Source organism: Acinetobacter junii CIP 64.5 (assembly GCF_000368765.1).
GTDB classification, from domain to species: domain Bacteria; phylum Pseudomonadota; class Gammaproteobacteria; order Pseudomonadales; family Moraxellaceae; genus Acinetobacter; species Acinetobacter junii.
This window is the reverse complement of sequence record NZ_KB849655.1, coordinates 958984-982630: the sequence shown is the minus strand read 5'-3', so window position 1 is coordinate 982630 and position 23647 is coordinate 958984. Positions and strand designations below refer to the sequence as shown.

At 42.8% G+C, this 23647-nt stretch carries 20 protein-coding genes and 7 pseudogenes; 15 read left to right on the top strand and 12 right to left on the bottom strand.

Annotated features, from left to right (window positions below; all coding sequences use genetic code 11):
* The first annotated feature begins 342 nt into the window (after positions 1-342).
* Together ttcA and F948_RS10305 are read left to right on the top strand one after the other, a co-directional pair.
* The gene (gene ttcA / locus F948_RS10310; RefSeq protein ID WP_004908226.1) at positions 343-1248 is read left to right on the top strand and encodes a tRNA 2-thiocytidine(32) synthetase TtcA; all 906 of its coding nucleotides are present in this window, start codon (positions 343-345) and stop codon (positions 1246-1248) included.
* A 197-nt stretch (positions 1249-1445) separates the two neighbouring features.
* The gene (locus F948_RS10305; protein WP_004676693.1) at positions 1446-1829 is read left to right on the top strand and encodes an SCP2 sterol-binding domain-containing protein; all 384 of its coding nucleotides are present in this window, start codon (positions 1446-1448) and stop codon (positions 1827-1829) included.
* A 54-nt stretch (positions 1830-1883) separates the two neighbouring features.
* Here the strand turns inward: F948_RS10305 and F948_RS10300 are convergent, their stop codons facing one another.
* A complete protein-coding gene (locus tag F948_RS10300; RefSeq protein WP_004963495.1) occupies positions 1884-2993 on the bottom strand; it encodes a transglycosylase SLT domain-containing protein in 1110 nt (369 codons plus the stop codon).
* A 371-nt stretch (positions 2994-3364) separates the two neighbouring features.
* Here F948_RS10300 and F948_RS16140 point away from each other — a divergent pair.
* From F948_RS16140 to F948_RS10290, 3 genes and pseudogenes are all read left to right on the top strand, one after another.
* Positions 3365-3505, top strand: a pseudogene (locus F948_RS16140) (transcription elongation factor GreAB); the annotation flags it as partial.
* Positions 3506-3636: 131 nt separating this feature from the next.
* Positions 3637-3879, top strand: coding sequence for a hypothetical protein (locus F948_RS10295; RefSeq protein WP_004963492.1), 243 nt, complete (start codon positions 3637-3639; stop codon positions 3877-3879).
* On the top strand, positions 3857-4888 hold the full coding sequence (locus F948_RS10290; RefSeq protein WP_004963490.1) for a hypothetical protein: 1032 nt from the start codon (positions 3857-3859) through the stop codon (positions 4886-4888). Before F948_RS10295 ends, F948_RS10290 begins: the two co-directional genes overlap by 23 nt.
* Positions 4889-4913: 25 nt before the next feature.
* On the opposite strand, the pseudogene F948_RS10285 reads toward F948_RS10290, so the two are convergent.
* Positions 4914-5603: pseudogene (locus F948_RS10285) on the bottom strand (IS30 family transposase); the annotation flags it as partial.
* 58 nt (positions 5604-5661) lie between these two features.
* Between F948_RS10285 and F948_RS10280 the strand changes: the two are divergent.
* The 6 genes and pseudogenes from F948_RS10280 to F948_RS10260 all read left to right on the top strand — a co-directional run.
* Positions 5662-6361 (top strand): IS1 family transposase gene (locus tag F948_RS10280; protein ID WP_430732244.1). Its coding sequence is split into 2 segments (ribosomal slippage): positions 5662-5864 and positions 5863-6361, totalling 702 coding nucleotides; the frame shifts between segments, so codons are not numbered across the junction.
* 242 nt (positions 6362-6603) lie between these two features.
* Entirely contained in the window at positions 6604-6885 is a 282-nt protein-coding gene (locus tag F948_RS10275; protein WP_017397315.1) for a helix-turn-helix domain-containing protein, read from the top strand.
* Between the two features lie 35 nt (positions 6886-6920).
* The gene (locus F948_RS10270) at positions 6921-7490 is read left to right on the top strand and encodes an Hsp20/alpha crystallin family protein (RefSeq protein ID WP_004963483.1); all 570 of its coding nucleotides are present in this window, start codon (positions 6921-6923) and stop codon (positions 7488-7490) included.
* A gap of 94 nt (positions 7491-7584) precedes the next feature.
* Positions 7585-10437, top strand: a complete 2853-nt coding sequence (clpK, locus tag F948_RS10265; protein ID WP_004963481.1) for a heat shock survival AAA family ATPase ClpK — start codon at positions 7585-7587, stop codon at positions 10435-10437.
* The gene (locus tag F948_RS16890) at positions 10352-10663 is read left to right on the top strand and encodes a PLDc N-terminal domain-containing protein (RefSeq protein ID WP_249888003.1); all 312 of its coding nucleotides are present in this window, start codon (positions 10352-10354) and stop codon (positions 10661-10663) included. Before clpK ends, F948_RS16890 begins: the two co-directional genes overlap by 86 nt.
* A pseudogene (locus F948_RS10260) lies at positions 10636-10977 on the top strand (transposase); the annotation flags it as partial. The gene F948_RS16890 and the pseudogene F948_RS10260, both read left to right, overlap by 28 nt.
* Before the next feature lie 21 nt (positions 10978-10998).
* Here the strand turns inward: F948_RS10260 and F948_RS10255 are convergent.
* From F948_RS10255 to F948_RS10245, 3 genes are all read right to left on the bottom strand, one after another.
* Positions 10999-11319, bottom strand: coding sequence for an IS630 transposase-related protein (locus F948_RS10255; protein WP_004963478.1), 321 nt, complete (start codon positions 11317-11319; stop codon positions 10999-11001).
* Between the two features lie 32 nt (positions 11320-11351).
* On the bottom strand, positions 11352-11603 hold the full coding sequence (locus tag F948_RS10250; RefSeq protein WP_004963474.1) for a transposase: 252 nt from the start codon (positions 11601-11603) through the stop codon (positions 11352-11354).
* A gap of 66 nt (positions 11604-11669) precedes the next feature.
* Positions 11670-12017: an IS630 transposase-related protein gene (locus tag F948_RS10245; RefSeq protein WP_004963471.1), complete on the bottom strand. Its 348-nt coding sequence runs from the start codon at positions 12015-12017 to the stop codon at positions 11670-11672.
* On the opposite strand from F948_RS10245, the gene F948_RS16130 reads away from it, so the two are divergent.
* From F948_RS16130 to F948_RS10225, 4 genes are all read left to right on the top strand, one after another.
* Positions 12005-12301 (top strand): GGDEF domain-containing protein, encoded by a 297-nt coding sequence (locus F948_RS16130; protein ID WP_228128837.1) that lies wholly within the window; start codon positions 12005-12007, stop codon positions 12299-12301. The two genes, F948_RS10245 and F948_RS16130, sit on opposite strands and share 13 nt — an antisense overlap.
* Before the next feature lie 116 nt (positions 12302-12417).
* Positions 12418-12906 (top strand): phosphate-starvation-inducible PsiE family protein, encoded by a 489-nt coding sequence (locus F948_RS16125; RefSeq protein ID WP_004733151.1) that lies wholly within the window; start codon positions 12418-12420, stop codon positions 12904-12906.
* Positions 12893-13753 (top strand): zinc metalloprotease HtpX, encoded by an 861-nt coding sequence (locus tag F948_RS16120; RefSeq protein WP_004963468.1) that lies wholly within the window; start codon positions 12893-12895, stop codon positions 13751-13753. Before F948_RS16125 ends, F948_RS16120 begins: the two co-directional genes overlap by 14 nt.
* A gap of 19 nt (positions 13754-13772) precedes the next feature.
* The gene (locus F948_RS10225; protein WP_004963463.1) at positions 13773-14924 is read left to right on the top strand and encodes a S1C family serine protease; all 1152 of its coding nucleotides are present in this window, start codon (positions 13773-13775) and stop codon (positions 14922-14924) included.
* 1110 nt (positions 14925-16034) lie between these two features.
* On the opposite strand, the gene F948_RS16115 is transcribed toward F948_RS10225, so the two are convergent.
* From F948_RS16115 to gmtY, 7 genes and pseudogenes are all read right to left on the bottom strand, one after another.
* Positions 16035-16734 (bottom strand): IS1 family transposase gene (locus F948_RS16115; RefSeq protein ID WP_415271139.1). Its coding sequence is split into 2 segments (ribosomal slippage): positions 16035-16533 and positions 16532-16734, totalling 702 coding nucleotides; the frame shifts between segments, so codons are not numbered across the junction.
* Between the two features lie 636 nt (positions 16735-17370).
* Positions 17371-17625, bottom strand: coding sequence for a hypothetical protein (locus F948_RS10215; protein WP_004963450.1), 255 nt, complete (start codon positions 17623-17625; stop codon positions 17371-17373).
* 228 nt (positions 17626-17853) lie between these two features.
* Positions 17854-18374, bottom strand: a pseudogene (locus tag F948_RS16110) (transposase); the annotation flags it as partial.
* Positions 18375-18414: 40 nt separating this feature from the next.
* Positions 18415-18915, bottom strand: a complete 501-nt coding sequence (gene greB, locus F948_RS10205) for a transcription elongation factor GreB (protein WP_004963439.1) — start codon at positions 18913-18915, stop codon at positions 18415-18417.
* Positions 18912-19522 (bottom strand): annotated as a pseudogene (gene gmtX / locus F948_RS16800) (gamma-mobile-trio protein GmtX). The gene greB and the pseudogene gmtX overlap by 4 nt, the downstream one beginning before the upstream one ends.
* Positions 19512-22272: pseudogene (gene gmtZ / locus F948_RS10195) on the bottom strand (gamma-mobile-trio integrase GmtZ). Before gmtZ ends, gmtX begins: the two co-directional pseudogenes overlap by 11 nt.
* Positions 22269-23579 (bottom strand): annotated as a pseudogene (gene gmtY, locus F948_RS16820) (gamma-mobile-trio recombinase GmtY). Before gmtY ends, gmtZ begins: the two co-directional pseudogenes overlap by 4 nt.
* Between the last annotated feature and the right edge of the window lie 68 nt (positions 23580-23647).

The window sequence follows — 23647 nt, the reverse complement described above, 5'->3', positions numbered from 1 at the left end:
TTTTTTTTGAAAACGAAAACTTGACATATGTAAGTAATTGATTTTAATTACTAAAAAGTGTTGGTTAAAAAATGATCAATTTGATCGGAAGCCTTATTTTCAGATAAAAGCAGTTTGTCAATAGCGAAGAAATCCACAATTTTATCCACAGGTTTTGTGGAAAACTGTGGAAAAGTTTGAAATATAAGCAATCTAGCTAAATCTGATCAAATTTGATGCAGGTTTTGTCAGTATCCTTTTTGAATATGACGAATGAAAGAAATTGAAAAATTCTTTTGGTGCGCAAATTTTCGGAATCGGATAAAATCTCGCGGTATTTTTGTTTATGGGTAAATCACGTCTATGTACGCGCCAGTGGAGTCCAACCAAGGATTTAATTTCAAGCCAGAACTTCCGACAAGTTCGGCGTATTATCGCCTGTTGAAAAAACTTCGTCGCCAAGTAGGGCATGCAATTCGTGATTACAACATGATCGAAGATGGCGATAAGGTAATGGTATGTGTGTCTGGAGGTAAAGACAGTTATACATTGCTTGATATCTTGTTGCAGTTTAAGCGCATTGCACCGATCAATTTTGATATCGTGGCTGTGAATCTTGACCAAAAGCAACCTGGTTTTCCAGAAGACGTGCTACCACGCTATATGGAAGAAAATAACATTCCATATTATATCCTTGAGAAGGATACCTATACGATAACTAAGCGTTTAACGCCAGAAGGTAAAACGTATTGCGCCGTTTGCTCTCGTTTGCGTCGTGGTTCACTATATGGTTTTGCTCAAGAAATTGGCGCGACCAAAGTTGCATTAGGTCATCACCGTGATGACATCATGGCGACATTCTTTTTGAACTTATTTCATGGCGGCAGTTTAAAAGCGATGCCACCAAAATTATTATCTTCAGATAAAAAGAACATTCTGATTCGTCCATTGGCATATGTTGAAGAAAAAGACATCATCAAATATGCAGAGTTAAGAAAGTTCCCGATTATTCCGTGTAATCTTTGCGGTTCGCAAGAAAATCTACAGCGTGCGATCATCAATGACATGCTACGTGAATGGGATAAACAATATCCGAAACGTTTACATAGTATTTTTGGGGCATTACAGAATGTTTCTCCATCACAACTAGCGGACCGTGAATTATTTGATTTCGAGGCATTGGATAGTCAACGTGAGTTTGATATGAAAGATCCAGAAGAAATGAAAAATCGTCTCGATGTGGTGAATTTGAGTTTTGCTGCAGAGTAAAATGTAAAAGTTTTTTAAAAGGCACTTTGATAAGTGCCTTTTCTTTATAAATTTTTTAAAAATTGAATATCGCGTACAAAAAATCATAGCCTAAAATAAAAATTACATGCTATAACAGGGCACGAGCAAAAAGCTTCATGTGATGTCGTCTGGATAGATGGCACAAGAAACTGAACAAATACATTTGAGGAATAATCATGGCTGCATTTTTAACTGATGATTGGTTTGCAACTGTTGAAAAACTTACTGCTGAAGCAGGTGATTTAAATTTACCACCAGCACTTGCAAACTTAGCGATTAACTTAGTTGTAACAGATGCAGCTGGAAATACAGAGTTAGCTTTAGACGCTGGTAAAATCCAAAAGGGTTTATCTCCAAATGCTAAAACAACTTTAAATATGGATGCAGAGACTCTACGTAAAGTGTTCTTAGAGTTTGATATGGCAGCTGCTATGCAAGCATTCATGACAGGTAAAATTAAAGTGCAAGGCGACATGTCTCAATTGATGGCATTACAAACTGCTAAGCCTAGCCAAGAACAAAAAGATTTATTCAAAAAGGTTCTTGAACAAACTGCATAAGTTTATTCAAAAAAAAAGCTTACCGTTGGTAAGCTTTTTTTTGCGCTGAGCATTTTAAACTTCGATACGATTACTCGTTTTTAGATGCTCTAGATATGTACGGATTCGGGTGACATACTGTAATGCTTGCTTGTAACGACCATTACGCGCTTGATTACGCTGTAAATAGTCATAAAGGTTTACCCATTGATTTGGGTTCTTACCTTGAGCCTTAATACGTTTTTGAATCTGATTTACTGCACCTGGCCCCATATTGTATGCAACCAGCGCATACCAGTTACGATCTGGATAGGGAACATTCTCATATTGATCTAACATAAGATCATAATACTTAGCACCGCCCTGAATGCTTTGTATTGGATCAGTACGGTTAGTTACACCCATAGCTTGCGCTGTGCTGCTCGTCAGCATCATCAAACCACGAACACCCGTGGGAGACACCGAAGTGGGTTTTAAATATGATTCTTGATAACCAATTGCAGCTAATAAATGCCAATCTAAATTATATTTCGCAGCACTTTGTTTAAAGCTTGCCTTATAGATTGGAAGACGCTGATTGAGGTCTTTTTGAATCGTTGACCAAGATTCAGGTTTAACGACATTACGATTATAAAAAGAGGCTAGTTGCTGAGTTGTTCCTGACTGTTTGCTTTGGCAAACAAAACCACTCGCAGTTAAAGTCAGTGGATCGTCAGCTTGTTTAAACACCCAGTTTAATTGAGGGTTTAAACCATTTTTACTCAAAGTTGCCTGATCGCCACAACTTGCAGAAAAGGAAACAAGCTGTTTACTTTCTATCGTTGCAAGATTTGCTGTGGTCATTGCAAGATTTGCTTTGCCTTGAGCAATCCACTTTAGAGCAGTGGCATTGTCAGGTACGGTCTTAAAATCTAACTTTACGTTGAGACTTTGTGCGTAGTTTCGAGCTAAATCGTAACCGAAACCATGTAAAAATTCGCCGTCTTTAAAAACAATGGTTGGATTTTCAACTGCAACCACGGTTAAAACTTTTGTCGTTACGACTGTGTTGTATTGATGAGATTTCTCAGCATTCAAGCTATTAAAAGGAAGGATTGCGAATCCTAAAGCTAAAGCTTGAAATGGACGTTTAGAAGATAAAGTGTTAAGGCTAGGCCTAGACCCAGAACTTGAATTACTGTGCATGTTGTCTCCGCTACAGATAATTTATGCCCTAAAAGCTCAGAAAACAAAAACTTCGCTTTTAAAAGTTGATAAATTCGATAAGGGGTGGGCAAGTCATGAACGTCATTCAAAATGACATTGGGTTGATCGGATATTTAATAAATGTTTCACAACATTCACAAAATGTATAAAAAGTAAACAAAAACTAACTTAGGGGCGCATATTAAGGGTCAAAAAACTGATTGTCAAATTTTGTACAGTAAAAAAATGAGAAATACATCACAACCGTCTGATTTGAAAAAGAATAAAATTTATACACTTTGGTGATGATCAAATAAGGAATACAATGCTAAATCTTGTAAGTGGAATGTTGTAATAGCGTATTTTTATCTATGAAATCGAATTTAATTACTCGTACAGGACATGATTTATTGGTTGCCGAGTTGAAATAGCTTTGGCATGACGAGCGACCTGAGATCACTAAAAAAGTAAATTGGGCAGCAAGTTTAGGCGATCGTTCGGAAAATGCTGATTCGTCAAAATAACCCTATTTTTTATACTATTTAATGTCAATTATTTAATTTTAATAGATATTTAAAATAGTATATATACTATATGTATGTACTATTTTGAAGAACATATCAAATATAAGTTAAAGGGAAAAATGAAAACAAAAATTTTAGAAGTTATAGAAAAACAAGATGGTAATACTGAACTTTTGTTGGATTACTGGAAATTTGTAGATGAAATAAAATTTGATTTCGTTTTTACGGCTAAATTTTTAATTAATAAATTTAATTTGGAAGGCTATGATGATCTTTCTGAGAGAGTAGCAGACGCAGGCTCACTTCTTATAAAGAAATTAAAAGATTGTAATAATTGTTATGCTGATTTTGTTTTTTTGTAATAGAGCAAATTTTAAAAATTTAAAATTGAAAATATTAAGAGAAGATATAATTTGCTATGATTGTAAAAAAAATAGAAATCTTAAGAAAGTTAAAAAATTGATTGTCGAAATTCAGGAACACGAATGTATATTAAATAATGAAAATTTAGAATTTTTGGAATTGAGTTATTTGGAGAAAATTTATTTATACCTTTTAATTGAAAATTATAAAAATAGCCCTCTTAAAAATTGGAATCCTTTATATGCGTTAAATTATAGTGGTGATCAATTTTTAGCAATAAAAATCATAGAAAAAGGATATATAAAAGAAATTGAAGGCTGTCATTCTTGTAATTTAAAACAAGCTGAATTGCGCTCATTACTTATGGGGAATCAAAAAGAATTTGATGATGAATTGAAAAATAAAATAAAAAACTATTTAAATTTGAATTTTGATTATCATTGCGAGATTATTGTACCTGAAAAATATAATGATATAGACAGTTGGTTGATTGAACTTTACTCAAACATTATTAATGCCAATATAACAATTAATGATGTTAAAGAAATTGAAGAATTTATTTTAAATCAAAGATTTTTTGATATTTATAGGTTGGTAGGTTTAGTTTGTGAAAAAAATTCCATTCCATGGAAGAAAGATAATGCATTTGATTATGAAATTTCTAGAATGATAGGAAAATATAATTTAGAAGTTATATTTAATATTTTAAATTATTGTGCTAAAAATGCAACTTCACAATTATACAAAATGGAAAAGCTGTCAGATAGTAAATTTGATTTTAAAAAGAACCATGTTTTTAGGTATGAAATATCAGCAAGAATTGATAAGTTGGATAAGAGTGATAACGTAGAGTTATATTCAAAAAGTCTTCCATATGGTTGGGTTGATTCGGAGGAAGAGCTGTTTATTAATTCATATATTATCGAGAGTGATAAAAGATGGAGTAAATATACTCCAAAAGAAATTTTAAATATGTTGTTAAGTAAAAAGAATTTTAATATTGATTAAGACTCTGTTATATAGATAGGCGGATTCAAGCGGCGAGTGCAACAGTATAAAAACCAGCCATAACTTTACTCGGTGTATACCAACCTAGTGTTTTTCTAGGACGATGGTTGAGTGCAAATTCTATCTGCTCTATTTGTTCGTTTGACACGTCATCAAACGATGATGATTTTGGCAGATATTGACGGATTAAACCATTCGTATTTTCATTTCTAGCTCGCTGAATAGACTTGTAAGGATCTGCAAAATACGTCTCTATGCCAGCATCAGTAATTCTTTTGTGTTCGGAAAATTCTTTGCCATTATCAAATGTCACCCTATAAGCATGGCTCATTTGTAAACGATCTAATGCACAAGTAATCGTTTGAGAGGATACTCTCGTTGGCCCTAAATGAACAATATGTACATACAGGCTCTTTCGATCAACGAGAGTCAATAAAGCACCTTTATGATGTTTACCAATCACCGTGTCACCTTCGAAATCTCCTAAACGTTGTCGTTGATCAATGACCTGGTCTCGGCAGTGAATACTTGTTTTATCAATGATTTGACCCCTATGATCCGTGATTTTGTAACCCCGTTTTCGATATTTCTTCTGATGCCTTAAGTGTAGATGAAGTTTACCGCCTTTTGATTTATTTTGATAAATGTACTGGTAAATCCACTCATGTGAAGGTACATCCAGCCAACCGCGTTGTGTTAAAGCACCTGAAATTTGGGTGGTGTTTCAAAAAGTATGCTGAAAAAAACAATATGGCTTTTGATAAAATAGAGGTATGAAAATAACGCTACAAATCAAATGTCCTACCTGTCTAAGTAACAATATAAAGAGAAATGGCATCAAAGTAGATGGGAAACAAAACCATCAATGCAAAGATTGCAAACGTCAGTTTATTGGTGATCATGCATTAAGCTATCAAGGGTGTAACTCAGGTATTACCGGCAAGATATTACATTTAATGGTCAGAGGAAGCGGTGAGAGATATTGCTGAAGTCGAGCGTATCAGCATTGGCAAGGTATTACGAACCTTAAGTGAATCGATCTATCAGATTCAGCCTAAACAAAGCAACTACGAATGTCTTGAAGTCGATGAACTCTGGACTTTTGTAGGGAATAAGAAAAATAAACAATGGCTTATTTATGCCTACCATCGAGAATCTGGAGAAATTGTTGCTTATGTTTGGGGTAAGCGGGTTTTAGCAACGGTTCAACGTCTTAAAGCTAGACTTAAAAAGCTTGGGGTTCAATATGCTCGAATTGCGAGTGATCATTGGGATAGTTTTATCACAGCATTTCAATGTTGCAAGCAAGTGATCGGTAAGTTTTTTACCGTCGGTATTGAAGGTAACAACTGTAGAATTCGTCATCGAATCAGGCGTGGATTTAGGAGAAGTTGCAACTTTTCTAAAAAGCTCGAAAATCATTTTAAAGCCTTTGATTTGACTTTCTTTTACCTTAATAACGGATTTGTTTAACGCCAGCATACTTTTTGAAACACCTCCAATTTTTGAATATCTTTGAATTTCATCCAAGAATTATCCCTTGAATTAAATAATTTTGCTGATTAATTTAAGATCAAATAAATTGTATGTTTGTTGATTTATGACGGAAGTCTATTGACTCTTGATATTTTTTCCTGGTAAGCGCAATATCTAGCAAAGTCTTGCAATGATTTCCTTGGCCGGAACCGCAAAGCGACGCGATTGGAGAGGGCGAAATGAAAGCGCACCTACAGGTGATTTTCACGCTCGATGAATTGGCAGCGTACTTGAAAGTCGGCAAGCGGACGCTTTATCGGCTCGCCGCGCACGGGGAAATTCCGGCTTTCAAGGTGGGCGGGACGTGGCGGTTTCGTCAAAGTGAAATCGATCGATGGATCAATGATCAGATCCAAGCAGGCAGAAAGAAGGAGGTGATACGCACAGATGAGCAGCCAAAGTCAGCGGAACACTCCGTGTCGTCTGGGCGCGCTGTCCTTCGCCGCAGGCAAACGGAGTGAGCGAGAGTCTTCAATTTTTCTTCTGGAGGTGTGACATGGACATTGATTTCAAGAAATTGGCTCCCTGGAACTGGTTCAAAAAGGAGCAGGAAGAACAACAGAGCACTGCCTCGCTGCCGGTGCAGCGCAATGACCTGCAGGTGGCGGGTGGGCCCGTCAGTCCCATCCTGCAATTGCATCGCGAGATCGACCGCCTATTCGACGACGCATTTCGAGGCTTCGGTTTCCCGACGCTGGCCATGCCACGCTGGCCGTCGGACTGGCCGGGTATGCTGAAGCCGGCGCTGGACATCCAGGAGACCGACAAGCAGTACAAGATCGCCCTGGAAGTACCCGGCGTCGAGGAAAAAGACATCCAGATCACGCTCGACAACGACGTGCTGCTGGTGCGCGGTGAAAAGCGTCAGGAGCAGGAAACGAAAGACGGCGGTTTCCACCGGGTGGAGCGCTCCTACGGCAGCTTTCAGCGCGCTCTGAACCTGCCGGCCGATGCCAACCAGGACACGATCAAGGCCGCTTTCAAGAACGGCGTGCTCACGATCACGATGGAAAAGCGCGAGGCCAGTACGCCCAAGCAGGGGCGCTCGATCCCGATCAACGGCTGACGCGGGGCAGCGCGTTTTTCTCAAAAACCAAAAAAGAAATGAGGCACCGTGATCGGCGGTGCCTCGTCAGATCAATCTTTACAGGAGCATCAGCATGGTCAGAAAACAATGCCAGGTCTGCGGCCAACCCGCCACCGTGCGGGTGGAAGCCAATCTCAACGGTCGTCACAGCACCATGCTGTTGTGTGACGACCATTACCGTCAACTGGTGCGCCAGCAAAAGCGTACCGTCTCGCCGCTGGAAGCCTTGTTCGGCTCGCGCAGCGGCCTGTTCGAGGACTTCCTCGGCAGTGACTTCTTCCGCATCGGCGACGACGCGACGCCGATGGCCGCCGATACCGATGACGTGGTCGATGCCTCGTTCGGCGAGCTCGCCGCCGCAGGTTCGGGTGCGCCGCGCCGTCGCGGCAGTGGTTTGGCCAGCCGCATCAGCGAACAGTCGGAAGCCCTGCTGCAGGAGGCCGCCAAACACGCTGCCGAATTTGGCCGCGCCGAGGTGGATACCGAACATCTGCTGCTGGCGCTGGCCGACAGCGACGTGGTCAAGACCATCCTGGGTCAGTTCAAGATCAAGGTCGATGACCTCAAGCGGCAGATCGAGTCCGAGGCCAAGCGCGGAGACAAGCCGTTCGAGGGCGAGATCGGCGTGTCGCCGCGCGTGAAGGATGCGCTCAGCCGCGCTTTCGTGACCTCCAATGAACTCGGCCATTCCTATGTCGGTCCGGAGCATTTCCTGATCGGGCTCGCTGAGGAAGGCGAAGGTTTGGCGGCCAACCTGCTGCGCCGTTACGGCCTCACGCCGCAAGCGCTGCGCCAGCAGGTAAGCAAGGTGGTCGGCAAAGGGGCCGAGGATGGCCGCGCCGAGACGCCGACCAACACGCCCGAGCTGGATAAATACTCGCGCGACCTCACCAAGATGGCGCGCGAGGGCAAACTCGATCCAGTCATCGGCCGTGCGCAGGAGATCGAGACCACCATCGAGGTGCTGGCCCGGCGCAAGAAAAACAACCCGGTGTTGATCGGTGAGCCCGGCGTCGGCAAGACCGCCATTGTCGAAGGGCTGGCGCAGCGGATGGTCGTCGGTGAAGTGCCCGAGACGCTGCGCGACAAGCGTCTGGTCGAACTTAACATCAACGCCATGGTGGCCGGCGCCAAGTATCGCGGCGAGTTCGAGGAGCGCGTGCAGAAGGTGCTCAAGGAAGTGACCGAGCACCAGGGCGAGATGATTCTCTTCATCGATGAAGTGCACACCATCGTCGGTGCCGGCCAGGGTGGCGGCGAAGGCGGGCTGGACGTGGCCAACGTGTTCAAGCCGATGATGGCGCGCGGCGAACTGAACCTGATCGGCGCCACCACGCTCAACGAGTATCAGAAGTACATCGAGAAGGACGCCGCGCTGGAGCGTCGCTTCCAGCCGGTGATGGTGCCCGAGCCGACGGTAGCGCAGACCATGATGATCCTGCGCGGCCTGCGCGACACCTTCGAGGCGCACCACAAGGTCAGCATCACCGAGGATGCGATCATCGCCGCCGCCGAGTTGTCGGACCGCTACATCACCGCGCGCTTTTTGCCTGACAAGGCCATCGACCTGCTTGACCAGGCGGCCGCACGCGTGAAGCTGTCGGCCACGGCTCGCCCAGTGGCGGTGCAGGAGCTGGAGTCCGAACTGCACCAGTTGCGGCGTGAGCAGGACTACATGGCCTCGCGCAAGCAGTACGACAAGGCCGCCGAGCTGGGCAAGCGCATCGAGGCAAAAGAGGCCGAACTCAAGAAGCTCATCGAAGATTGGGAGCGCGAGCGCGCCTCGGGCAGCGCCGAAGTCAAGGCCGAGCATGTCGCGCAGATCGTCTCGCGCCTGACCGGCATTCCGGTCAACGAGCTGACGGTGGAAGAACGCGAGAAGCTGCTGCATCTGGAGCAGCGGCTGCACGAGCGCCTGGTGGGCCAGGACGAAGCGGTGCGCGCGGTGGCCGATGCCGTGCGGTTGTCGCGCGCGGGCCTGCGCGAAGGCAGCAAGCCGGTGGCGACTTTTCTGTTCCTCGGGCCGACCGGCGTGGGCAAGACCGAGCTCGCCAAGGCGCTGGCCGAGTCCATCTATGGCGATGAAGGTGCGCTGCTGCGCATCGACATGTCCGAGTACGGGGAACGCCATACCGTGGCACGCCTGGTGGGCGCGCCTCCGGGTTATGTGGGCTATGACGAGGGCGGCCAGCTCACCGAGAAGGTGCGTCGCAAGCCCTACAGCGTGTTGCTGCTGGACGAGATCGAGAAGGCTCACCCCGACGTCTACAACATCCTGCTGCAGGTGTTCGACGACGGGCGGCTCACCGACGGCAAGGGCCGGGTGGTGGATTTCACCAATACCATCATCATCGCCACCTCGAACTTGGGCTCGGACATCATCCAGCGTCGGCTGAAGGCCCGTAGCGCCGCCGGCGAGGAATACGAGAAGACCAAGTCCGAGGTGATGGACGTGCTGCGCGGACACTTCCGACCCGAGTTCATCAACCGCATCGACGAGATCATCGTCTTCCATGCGCTGGGCAAGGAGGAGATCCGCCATATCGTCGGCCTGCAGCTCGATCGTGTGGCCCGCAACGCCGCCAGCCAGGGCGTGACGCTGACCTTCGATCAGACCTTGATCGATCACTTCTCGGAGGAAGGCTACAAGCCCGAGTTCGGCGCGCGTGAGCTCAAGCGGCTGATCCGCAGCGAGCTGGAGACGGCACTGGCGCGCGAGATGCTGGGTGGCGGTATCGGCAAGGGCGATCACGCCAGCGCCCGCTGGGACGACAAGGCCGAACGGGTGGTCTTCGAGCGCCAGGAGCCACCCGCGAAGCCGGCTGAGCCTGAAAAGCCCGATGCCGCGAACGTGGCTGAGGCGCCGCCGAGCGACGCGAGCAAGCCTGCGCGCAAGAAGAAGAAGTCAGCGGACGGCGAATCTTGAGCGATGGGAGGCTGTCGTGTCCGACCCCAATGGGCTGACATGGGCAGCCACCCTCGTGTCGCTGGCGGTCGCTATCCCCACAGCGGGGCACGCGGTCATCTACAAGCGTGACCCTCGATCGGCCACGCTGTGGGTACTGCTGATCGCGCTGTTGCCGCTGGGCGGTTCGCTGCTGTATGGGCTGTTCGGCATCAACCGTTTGACACCAAGCAATGCCGTCAGGTGATTGCAGATAGGCAAGCGCATGCAGTGATTCCGCCAAGAAAAAATGCGAAACCATGGAAAGATACAAAGAGTAGCTCGCTCGAGCGAAATGAATTACTTCGAACAGTTAAACGTTTTAGCAGGACACTATGGAAAAAATGGTCGGGCTATCACCGTCGCAGTTTGGTTGAAACCAAGATGCATTGCATCAAGTTATTAGGCGATAAACTCAGTGCAAGAAACTTTCAAAGCCAAGTCAATGAAATTCATGCACGTGTAGCAGTCCTTAACAGATTTACGGAATTAGGTCGCCCTCATACCCAAGTTGTATCTTAAATTTGGATCTTCTAGGGTAGCTCAATCTTTCAAACCTTTGTGCAACAAAGCCACTGTAATATTTAAGCGCTTTAATGCAGCACCAATAGATGAAACACCACAATTAAAACGTGCAGCACGTTCATATTGATAAGCATCAGGATACTTTTCAACATCTTCACGTAAAGCATCATCGTTAATTTTAGAAGGTTTACGTACACGAGTTTTTTTAATCTCTACACGTTTCTTCCATTCAACAATGGTATTTTTATTAATTTCAAATTGTGCAGCTACCGCTCGAATAGAATAACCTTCTTCAAGCTTAGCTAAAATTTTGCGTCTAAAATGTTCTGAATAACTCATTGCACCATTGTATTGGTTTTATAATGATTTGACTATATATCTTGTCGTTTATGGAAGGCTGCATTGTCCATGACAATTACACTATTCGAGGGTAATTCTGGTAATAAAAACTTATCTACCCAAAAATGAAATACATCCGAATTTACTTTGCTATCAAATAAACCAACTGCAAATAATTTACCCTCATGGATTGCTCCTATTGCATTGGTTTGATTTTTTAATTGCCAATTATATATTCCATCAAGGATTTCCCTGTTTTGAATAACCATGAGGTCTATGTTCATGAGATTTAAATCCACTTTCATCAAGATAGATGATCGGGTGTTGATACCTTAATCGCTTTAAATCTTTTAAATACTGCTCTCTGAGTTCTGTTTTTGCTTTCGGGTGCAGTAAGGTCTTTTTTTAACTGTGATATTTAGACGCTTGAGCGCATCTCCAATTGTAGAAGTACCACAACCAAAACGAGCAGCGCGTTCATATTGATAATCATCAGGATATTGTTCAACATCTGCACGTAAGGCATCATCATCAACTTTAGATGGTTTTCTTGGTCGAGTTCTTTTTATTTCAATTCGCTTTTTCCATTCGACAATTGTATTTTTATCAATTTCGAAGTGCTGAGCAACCGCTCGAATAGATTGGCCTTCTTCAAGCTTGGCTAATATTTTCTTTCTAAAATGTATTGGATAACTCATATCGGTATTGTATTGGTTTTTTTGCGTGCTTACTATATGGACACGGGTGCGGCGATGAGGTGCTCAAGCACTTTGCTGCACGGTTGAGGGAACACATTCGCGCAACCGACATGGCTGCCCGGATTGGGGGGGAATTCGCTATGTTGTTGGAAGCGGCATCGATTGAAGACGCCCAAGTATGGGCGGAGCGATTTCGTCAGGACGTTGCGACGACAGCGGTGGTGTGTGGAGAGGTGTCGATCAGCTATAGCGCCAGCATGGGGGTGGCCTCCCTTGACGTCTGATTAAACTCTTCCGAGCGGGTGATGCAGCAGGCGGACAGCGCGCTCTACCAGGCAAAAAGACAAGGGTGCAACCAAATTGTGGGCGCACAAGTATTTCAGAATTGAGAGGAATGGCGATGAAGGAAAAGCAACCGGACCCGATCAAAACATTTCGTGCCCAATGGGCAGTGATGACGTTCTACGAGCGCTTCGAACAGGTGATCGCGCTCGCGCTGTCCGCAATCATTGCCGTGATCATCGTGGTCTCGCTGCTGCAGCTGATCTCGATCGTCTTCAGCCTGCTGGTCATCGATGCGTTCAATCCGCTCGATCACAAGGTCTTCCAGACCGTGTTCGGCATGATCATGACGCTGCTCATCGCCATGGAGTTCAAGCATTCCATCGTGCGGGTGGCCTTGCGCCGCGATAGCATCATCCAGGTCAAGACGGTGATCCTGATCGGGCTGATCGCCCTGGCGCGCAAGTTCGTGATCCTCGACCCGGAGACCAGCCCCGCCAAGATCGCGGCGCTCGCAGGCGCGATTCTGGCCCTCGGGGCGACTTACTGGCTGCTGCGCGAGCGCGATGACCGGGCCGCCGGGGAAAGCCCAAATGAGCCATCGTGATCGGCGCCACGCGCAGGCTGCCGGCGCGCGGCATCGCTGGCTCAATCGCCTGCAAACCGCGCTGTTGGTGCTGACCCTGCTCGGGATTGCCGCCGTCGCCGGCAGCCTGCTGTATGGCGCACGCCCTCTGCACCCGAATGAAGCGCCCGATCTTTGGGCTGTGTTGCGCGAACTGGCGGTGCGGGCCGGGTTGCCTGCCGTGCCGGTACCGCACTACGTGCCCAGCGGGGTCGTCAACGCCTTCGCCACCGGTACGAAGCATCACGCGGCCATCGCGCTGACCGATGGTCTGCTGCGTAGCCTCACGCCCCGCGAGTTGACCGGCGTGCTCGGCCACGAAATCGCGCATATTGCGAACGAGGATTTGCGTGTCATGGGCCTGGCCGATTCCATCAGCCGGCCCACCCATCTTCTGGCCTTGTTGGGGCAAATCATGCTCCTCTTCAGCCTGCCGGCCTTGCTGTGGGGCACAGTCGCTATCCAGTGGCCGGCGCTGCTGTTGCTGGTCGTTTCGCCGCAGCTCGCGCTGCTGGCGCAACTGGGTTTGTCGCGGGTGCGCGAATTCGACGCCGACCGGCTCGCCGCCGAATTGACCGGCGACCCACAGGGATTGGCTTTGGCGCTCGCCAAGATCGAGCGGGAGAGTCGCGCCTGGCTGCTGCCCGGATGGGGCAACCCGGAACCCTCCTGGTTGCGCACGCATCCGGCGACGACAGAGCGCATCCAACGCTTGCGGGAATTGGCTGATTCGATGGCACCGCAACCGCTTTATTCCAGCCCATTTCTGCCGGACATCCCCTTGGCGCCACGCCCACCGCGTTGGCGCGCCAGCGGTGTCTGGCGCTGATTTCAACAAGGAGAATGGCATGACCTACCCCGACCTCAACAGCCGCCCGGCGCCGGACCGATTCATCCGGCGCTGGCTCGTCATCACTGGCTGCATCGCCGCACTCATGCTGCTGTGGCAGTTCTTGCCTGCCATCGAAGCCTGGTTCAGTCCGCGCGAAGCGGCCGAGCGAACGGTGACACCGCGTGGTGATCTGGCGGCAGACGAGCAGACCACCATCCAACTGTTCGAGAAATCGCGCGGGTCGGTGGTTTACATCACCACGGCTCAACTGGTGCGTGACGTCTGGTCGCGCAATGTCTTTTCCGTGCCGCGCGGCACCGGCTCCGGCTTCATCTGGGACGATGCCGGCCACGTGGTGACCAACTTCCACGTCATCCAGGGGGCATCGTCTGCCACGGTCAAACTGGCCGACGGTCGCGATTATCAGGCTGCGCTGGTGGGCGCCAGCCCCGAGCACGACATCGCCGTGCTCAAGATCGGCGTCGGCTTCAAGCGCCCGCCCGCTGTACCGGTGGGCACCAGTGCCGACCTCAAGGTCGGGCAGAAAGTGTTCGCTATCGGCAATCCCTTCGGATTGGACTGGACGCTCACCACCGGCATCGTCTCGGCGCTCGACCGCACCCTCGACGGCGAAGGGGGCGGGCCTGCCATCGATCACCTGATCCAGACCGACGCCGCTATCAACCCCGGCAACTCCGGCGGCCCGCTGCTCGATTCGGCCGGGAGGCTGATCGGCATCAACACCGCCATCTACAGCCCTTCGGGTGCGTCCGCTGGCATCGGTTTCGCTGTGCCAGTGGATACCGTCATGCGCGTGGTGCCGCAACTCATAAAGACCGGCAAGTACATCCGTCCGGCGCTGGGCATCGAGGTGGATGAGCAGCTCAACGCGCGTCTGCAGGCACTGACCGGTAGTAAGGGCGTATTCGTATTGCGCGTGACGCCGGGCTCGGTGGCGCACAGGGCCGGGCTCGTCGGCGTCGAGGTCACCGCAGGCGGCATCGTGCCCGGCGATCGCGTTATCAGCATCGACGGTATCGCCGTCGACGACGTCACCACATTACAGGCCCGGCTAGACGACAAGAACGTTGGAGATGTTGTGGTCTTGTTAGTGGAGCGGGCAGGCAAGACTCGCGAGATACTTGTGGAACTACAACCGGGAGTTTGATGGAAAGTGGGTCATGGATCTGCACAGCGAAGCAGCCAAGCGACTTCAGCCTTGTGCCGAACTACGAGCCCTAGCTAGTGCATTGGGGGGGAAGGCTGTTTAGGTTAAATGGATATAAGGGAGTCATTTTTGATTGTATTTTTAAAAGAAGGTGTTGATTTTTTTGGGTAAGCATTTAGGGCGTCCAAGGGTTGGAGCAGTTGGCACGGATGAGAGAACTCAATGCTCGCTAGGGATTGGATCTATGTGTTTTTTCTGACTGACTGCTTACGTGTTGGAACGGGCAACATCGGAAAAGGATGAATTTTTATTTTCACCATTTACCGTATATTTCGAGCCTGGGCGAAAATTAGGATGATACTTTAGCGCCCTTAATCATTCTCCCATGAAAAGCAAAACGATCCAGTCTTGGGTGAAAGTGATCACAACATACTGATATAAAAGTGATTTTTTATGAATAGGAGAGCGCGCGACGTTTCTCTCTGTTTTTAGGGTTAGGATGAAACTTTATAAGTACTTAGTAAATATATAATCAAAAATAGTAATATAATGAATTTTATAAGCTATTTTTTGATTATATATCATCTTAAACCTAATAATGGTTTAGTTTATTGATTGTAGTAAGCTTTTAAGCTAACTACAATCTTAGCTTTTAATGACTTGTAAGGTTGGTTAAGATGTATCCCGAAGATGGGGATCAATACATTAAAATAATAAAAGCCAAAGACACTGTAGAAAGTTGGTCAGGGAAAATGGCGCTAGGTATAGATTACATCATTGAATCAGTCTAATGTTCATGGAGTGGCAATGAAGGACGAAGAATTAAGAAAACTTTATACAATTGAAGCATTCTTAGATTATGGTGATTTACCCAAAAATTTTCGTGAAGGTTGGTCTCCAAGTTTCGGATTACACTTCGAAGAAGTGGGAATAGGTGAAAATGAAAAAGCTCATGCCTACATCAGTCTAAATGGAAAATTAAAAAAAACTAAGTGTGAATTCATTGAAAACAAACGCCTAGCCTTAAATTTCCGAAACTATATTGAACCAAAACTTAGAAAACGATATCCAAGTATAAATCTTGGTGGTGTTTCAAAAAGTATGCTGGCGTTAAACAAATCCGTTATTAAGGTAAAAGAAAGTCAAATCAAAGGCTTTAAAATGATTTTCGAGCTTTTTAGAAAAGTTGCAACTTCTCCTAAATCCACGCCTGATTCGATGACGAATTCTACAGTTGTTACCTTCAATACCGACGGTAAAAAACTTACCGATCACTTGCTTGCAACATTGAAATGCTGTGATAAAACTATCCCAATGATCACTCGCAATTCGAGCATATTGAACCCCAAGCTTTTTAAGTCTAGCTTTAAGACGTTGAACCGTTGCTAAATCCCGCTTACCCCAAACATAAGCAACAATTTCTCCAGATTCTCGATGGTAGGCATAAATAAGCCATTGTTTATTTTTCTTATTCCCTACAAAAGTCCAGAGTTCATCGACTTCAAGACATTCGTAGTTGCTTTGTTTAGGCTGAATCTGATAGATCGATTCACTTAAGGTTCGTAATACCTTGCCAATGCTGATACGCTCGACTTCAGCAATATCTCTCACCGCTTCCTCTGACCATTAAATGTAATATCTTGCCGGTAATACCTGAGTTACACCCTTGATAGCTTAATGCATGATCACCAATAAACTGACGTTTGCAATCTTTGCATTGATGGTTTTGTTTCCCATCTACTTTGATGCCATTTCTCTTTATATTGTTACTTAGACAGGTAGGACATTTGATTTGTAGCGTTATTTTCATACCTCTATTTTATCAAAAGCCATATTGTTTTTTTCAGCATACTTTTTGAAACACCACCAATAATAGAAATAACCGCATTACCAAAGTCTTTAGGGAATGGAGCAATCCCTAACCCAGAGAGTGGAAAAAATTCTGTGTACGAGTACAGTAATTACTACATGACTTGAAACATAAATATGATGTTAAAAGAGTCCATTTATTACTATGTGCATCAAATGCAGCCTGAGTTTTTATTGGTTAAGCTATAGATTTGCATCATCCAGAAATTATTACCTATGATTTTTTAAGGATGTTATGTTGCCTCATTTAATTATTAAGAACGATGGAAAAACTAATGTGCTTACTCTTCCTTCCTAGGCTTCTTATCAACATTAGACCTCTTGCGTTAGTCAAAATTTAAACAGTCTAAAGCTACATTTAATAAGGTTTTAGCCAATTCAAAAATTAGGCAAAACGATACTTTCGCAAGAGGTCTATTAAGTAAACATATAAACAAAATAGATTTTTAGAGTCCAATTATACTTAGACATTTCTTTTGCAGTTTCTAAGAAGCATTTAAATGGTTGGCTGAAGTTAAATATCAGATAAATGCTCAATTAAAATAAAAATCTTTAATTTACTAAAATAGCAAAATGTTTAATTCCGTTTTTTAAATTTAAATGTTCCGCGACTAATGAACTTTTTTGAAAGATCAAGGTTACGACCAGATAATTGTTTAATGAAAACAGGGCTATCATTTGGAGCTTTACTCCATACAATATCATTCTTTACATAAAATACTGTTTCCGTACGAGAAACTGTAATAAATCTTTCTCGAAGTATATGAGCTGCTGCGGTAGCAATATCATGTTCATCTATATCATCTTCATCTATTGCCTTACTAGTTGTCATATCTAAAGCCTCAGTAGTGATAGTTTCCGATGCTACATCTAACTTTTACTATAAAAAAGATTGGTGTTCAAAATAAAAATATGAAATTTTATTCACTAACCTAAATTCACTTCAATATCTTAACTTTACTTATCATGGACTATTGTGAATAAGAGATAGGGGTAGATTGAAAATAAGAACTACTGGACGATTTATAAAAGTATATGCAGTAAATGCGGTAACCCGCTAGTGATTACAGTAGTAACTCTTAACATGCCGTAAATATGAGAAGCACAGACCAAATCCCCAATCGGAATTTTTCTCAGTAAGTTCAAGGAGCTGTTTAGCAATTATTGCATTGTCATGGCTGAGTTTGGCTTGCTAGCGGTAGCAGGTTTAACTAATACCAAATGCTTTACAAGCCAAACAAATACTAATGCATGATGGGCAACTGCCTGATGTGCCATCTTACGCTGGCAAGATGGCTTCACCATTACGTAGCAGTACTACTCATTGCCATCGCTTCCTGGATGATTTGGGCCTTTAATCGCTCTTCCGCATACATCTTTTTAAGTCTGGTATTTTCGGCTTCTAGCTCTTTAAGTTTTGCCATAAATGATTTATCCATACCACCATATTTGGCCCGCCATTTATAAAAGAATGGCATTACTCATGTCATGTTCGAGACAAAGGGCTGTAAGAGGTCTGCTAGGATCCGCCTGTTTTAAGATGGATATAATTTGACTATCAGTAAATTTAGATGTTTTCATGTAGAATCTCTTGTTTGTATCTTAAGAGAAAATTCTACTTTTAGATCCTATTATTTTTAGGGGGGTTACCATCTAAGTACTCAATTTTTATGATGTACCATTCATTTATTCCCTTCGGGGTTTGCACTTTAACTTCATCACCTATAGATTTACCTAAGCAAGCTCTAGCTATAGGGGATTGAAGGGAAATATAGTCTTTTCTACCATATATTTCTTCATCGCCAACGATGCGAAACTTGATGGTTTCACCTTCATCATTTTCTAATTCAACCCATGCTCCAAAATAAGCTTTTCCATCTTGTTCAGGGCTATATTCGACCTTATGAGCTACCTCAAAAAGTTTGGTTAAGTATCTAATTCTGCGGTCAATTTCACGTAGTTTTCTTTTATTATAGTGGTAATCTGCGTTTTCAGACCGATCGCCGAGACTGGCAGCCCATGAAACGATCTTAGTAATTTCTGGGCGTTCTTTACGAACCAAATCATTTAGTTCATCTTGTAAGCGTTGGTAGCCTTCAGCGGTCAGTAATTTACGATTCAAGACAAGTACTCCAAAGCCTTGCGTAAGGCATCCAATGTTGAAACTTTAAAAACTGGCTTATTCAACTCATCCACAAGCTCACCATAAGGTGTAGGTTTTAGATTCCACTTTTTTTGAAAATCTGTAGAAAGTAAATACTGTAACGCCCGAACTTCTTGTTCAGAAAGCTTAAAAGATTGATCTGGTATCATATTCTTATGATCGTAAATATCAATCCGTTGTTTAGGAGGAATGATTTCACGAATCACTTGTTGGGCTTCTTTTAACTCAGATGCCATGATACGCACTAGTAATTGATGCTTGGGATTTTGAATTTCTTCAATCCACTGATTTTCACTTTGTGAGGTTTTTTTAATTTAGGTTTTTGTGATGCAATATCTGTAAAGCATTGAATTAGCGCTTTGTATTTGTTACCAGACTTGTTTCTAATACTTTGGGCTTTTGGAACACCACGGTTAAAACCTAATTTTGAAATAGTGCTGATCGAGAAGTCATGAATTCCTCTTTCTTGCTGTTCAGCGCATACTTCATAGATATTATCAAGAGATTGTTGAACTTTTAATGAGCTATCCTTTTTTAATTCTTTTAATAAATCTTCAGGAGTCATAACTTGTCTCAATTAAAGTAGGGGAATTATGAAGAATTAATTCAATTTCCGATTTTGAAATTTTCTCAGATTCTGAAAGTTTAATTAGTTTAATTTCGCCCTCTATGACTTTTTGAATTTTATCCCAAGATTTAAGCCGACTCATCAATAACTTAAAAATTTGGTTACCTGCTGAGAGTTGTTGATCTTTTGATAGCGTAAATAGCTTCGGCATAATGCCATTAAATAACGCCATTTTGTCGATTAGTTGTGTTCGTGGATAAATAGCCTGATCTGCATGGCATGATTTATAAATTACCGCATTTTCACAGACTTCCTGTAATTGCTGATAGTGACTGACTTCTTCCAATTCTAAAACTAACTCTGCATTAGCAGTGGTAATTAGAGATAGCTTGTTTGAATCTTCTAATAAAACATCATTGTTAATTAGCTTATGACATTTAGTTATATAGCTATAAGCAGCTTGTATATCACACAAGAGCATGTCTAATTTTTTTGCTGCTGTTTCATATTCAGATTCAAAATTACGAAGATCAGTCTCCAATTTTGATCTTTCAGCAGCTCCTTCAAATTTTTGTTGCTTTAGATTGGCGCTATATTCTTCTTTTTCAAGTTGATCAATACCTTCATTAATCATATTGATTTTTAGTTGTAATTTTGCGCAGATATCAGATTGATCATTGGATTGGAGTAAAATTTCGTTAGTAATTGCTAAAAGTCCACCAATAAAAGCGGGTCCTGTAATGAAATGCCTACATCTTAAGCAATTTTGAATACCTAAATAACCTTGTGGTGTAGGTGTATAGAAAGAACTACTTTTGATTGTTTCACCACCATCTTCACACCTTGATGCTGCAAAAGGGCAAATACCATAATCTCTAAAAACGTAATTTCCCGCAGGAACTTCATTTGATAACGCTTGTAATAATTCGGAATTATTCCCAATTAATTGATTTTTGACATCTTCAATTTTGTTTTGTTCAATTGTTTTTTGAATCGATTCTGCTTCAGATTTTAGCGCTATTTTTTCACCTTCTTCCAGTTTTTTTCGAATATCACTATTTGAAACCTTGCAATAGTAAATAGACATGATGACAGAGCTATGCCCAACAATTTTCATCACTATTTCAATTGGCATACCCATTTCAGTAACATAAGCTGTAATTAAACTGACACGCATGCTATGAGGAGTATATTTTGATTTATAGCAACCGAGTGTAGCAGGGTTTCCTTCTAAAGTTGTTAAAGTTAAGTTAGAAGGTTGTATATTCCATAGCGCAGCGGCTAGTCTCGGGGTAAGTGCATTTGAAACAGCTGCGGGTTCAAAATCATTAAACCGCCTGAATAGAAAGCAATTTAAACCTTTTGCTATTCTTTGTAATTCATTTAAATTTGTTCTTTCACAATCTTTCCATTCACTTGGTCTATTTATAGGATTATATTTTTGTTGCCATTGGCGTAGTTTAACTAGCCAATAAGCTAAATCTTCAGGCATCCATGGAATTGTGTAACCCTGTCCATTATTGTTTGTTTTATTGGTGGTGGTAAACATGCCTATTTGTCCATTAGGCATTTTTTTGATAAAAGATTGTTCTTTAGTCATCCCTGATAGTGGGGAAGTATTCTTTTGCCAAATAACTTTATTTTGTGAATCTAATTCAGCTATATATTCATCAGCTTCACCAGAATCATTATAGGCAATTTGTCGTCCTCGTAAAGGAACCTTAGTAAGCGCATATGTATGAATCCAGTCAGTAGGACACCATAAATATGCTTGATTATTTTCGATACGATAGACACATTCAGGATCATACGGATCTAATTGATCAAAATCAACTTTGATCCAGTCGGCATCAAAGTTATGCAGATGCTCAAGATCCTGAAAACACCTCGCACTGGTTGGTATAATCCATTCTTGAGCCTTTTTAACAAAATGGTACTGTAAGCATGGCTTAGTTGTTTCTGAACGAATTGAACTTGAAGATATATTCTGTTGAGTTAAAAAAAAAGAAAATGGATTGCGAGTATTCTCAACCCGAACAATTTCTCCTGTTTCTTCATCTTCAATGGTTAAATCATTATTAATGATGTAATCTAAGAACTCATTAACAGCAACTACTAGTTTACGCTTCGTAGGTTCAGATTCTATATTCGCAAGCACATCACGAAAGGACTTTACATCAAACTTTTCTTGCATGAGAAAAGCGTGGGGTGTTTTACTTTGGTCAATTCGTTCAATATAAAGACGAACAAAGCGGCAAAGATGAGTTTTTTTTACTATCTCCCCCTCGTGCTGTAGTCATAAATTCTTTTATTTTAATCGCCCAAGTAATATATTCGGGAGAGATGAAATCTGGCTTAAATGGTTCATCTTTACCAAAAAAATTGTAACTATTTTTCCATTCATTTTTGTAAACACCTTCTAGGTCAAGAGGTAATGATGGATCATTCTGCTGTTTTACAAATTTTTTGTACTGATTTAAAGTTGTTAAATTTTTTTCAATAACTAATTTTTGTAACTCAGCATATGAAATAAATTCAACGATATCAAAAAAATCTTTATAACTGACCCATTCTTTATAGATTCTTTCAGGATGTGCTGGAAGTCCATATTCTTTATATTTTTCTTTATAAATTACAGAGTTTGTAATACCTAAACTCTTACAAGTTTGTTTTAAAGATTCTAAAGTAGGAAATTTGCTATTAAATCTTTTATTTTCAATTTGCTTTATAGCTTGTGGTTTTATCATTTAATATCTCTTAATTTATCTTGAACTTCTTCTAATGTCGGTTTGATATAAACAAGGCAAGAAGTTGGGCTTTTGTGATGCATCGCTTTTTGAATTTCAACCTGATTTAAGCCAGCCTGACGTGCTCGAAAACCGTAAGCATGTCGATGACCATGTTCGGTCGTTCCAAGATCTTTTTTACAGATTAATCCAATACGTTCTACGGCATTTTTATGTAATCTTTGGAAATTTTTTATAGTTTCAGGTTCACCTAGACTATTTGTAAATGCAAAAGGATGAGGAGAACTTTTTGAAGGCTCTATACGTTGATATTTTAGATAATTTGCCCAGATTAATAAAAATTCTTTAGCTTTTTCAGGAGGGTTAAATACAACCTCAAAGTAGCCTAATTTTGAAGTCAATAATGGTGTTTTCCACCCAGCATACAGTCTTTCGGATAACAGATAATTATTCCGTGGTTTATAAGATGTTTTGGCTAACAAGTATTCTCGTCTGTTTTTGAAGTAAGGGTCTGGGGAAGCACCTAATTCAGGGTGATAAACACGAACTAAGGCTTCTTTAGGCTTGTTGGGATTTAAAGTAATATCTGAAGTGTAAATATGGAAAATTTCACTTTTTCTTAGACCACAATAATTCATTAACATAGTGATAGCTTGGGATTTGTAATCAATTACCCCATTCTTTTCAAAACCTAGATATAAAAGTCTTTCAATATGATCTTCTGGGAAACGTACAGCATATTCAAAGTCAACTAAATCTTCTCTATAACTTCCAACTAACCGCACTTTTGGTAGAGAAAGATCTTTCTTGGTTAAGTGATTTAGAAAAACATTTGCTTGCTTATGCTAATAAGCACACCAATTCAGACGTTCTTCATAACTTGTTGCTTTACGAAATGGATTTACTCTATTCGTTGCATGTTCATCTTGAAGAGCTAAAAAATCTGTGTAATGCGTGATATGGAACAGTAAATTATTTGTATCTCGAACTGTTCTTGGTCTCCAATAAAGTTCAAGTGGGTCAGTATTATTGGGAGAATGTATAGTGCCTGTGATTAACGCCTCAGTGAAGGCTTTTAGGACTTTTGTGGCACTATCAAGGTTGGGAGTAGCATTAATATATTTCAATAGAAGTTTAAGCGCGTAACATGATCTTTCTTTCCATGCTTCACTTTTTGAATTGAACCATGCCAAATAACGTAAATGAGAAATAATGATTCCTTTCTCAGTCAAGATACATGGTAAGACCAAAGTAGTTTGTGTGGAGCAATCTTTGTAATTTACATAAATTTTCTTAACATAAGCCATATACTATTTAGTATGAAGTTTAGGATGTTTAACATTCAAAGTATCAGTAATTGATCAATTGTCAAACT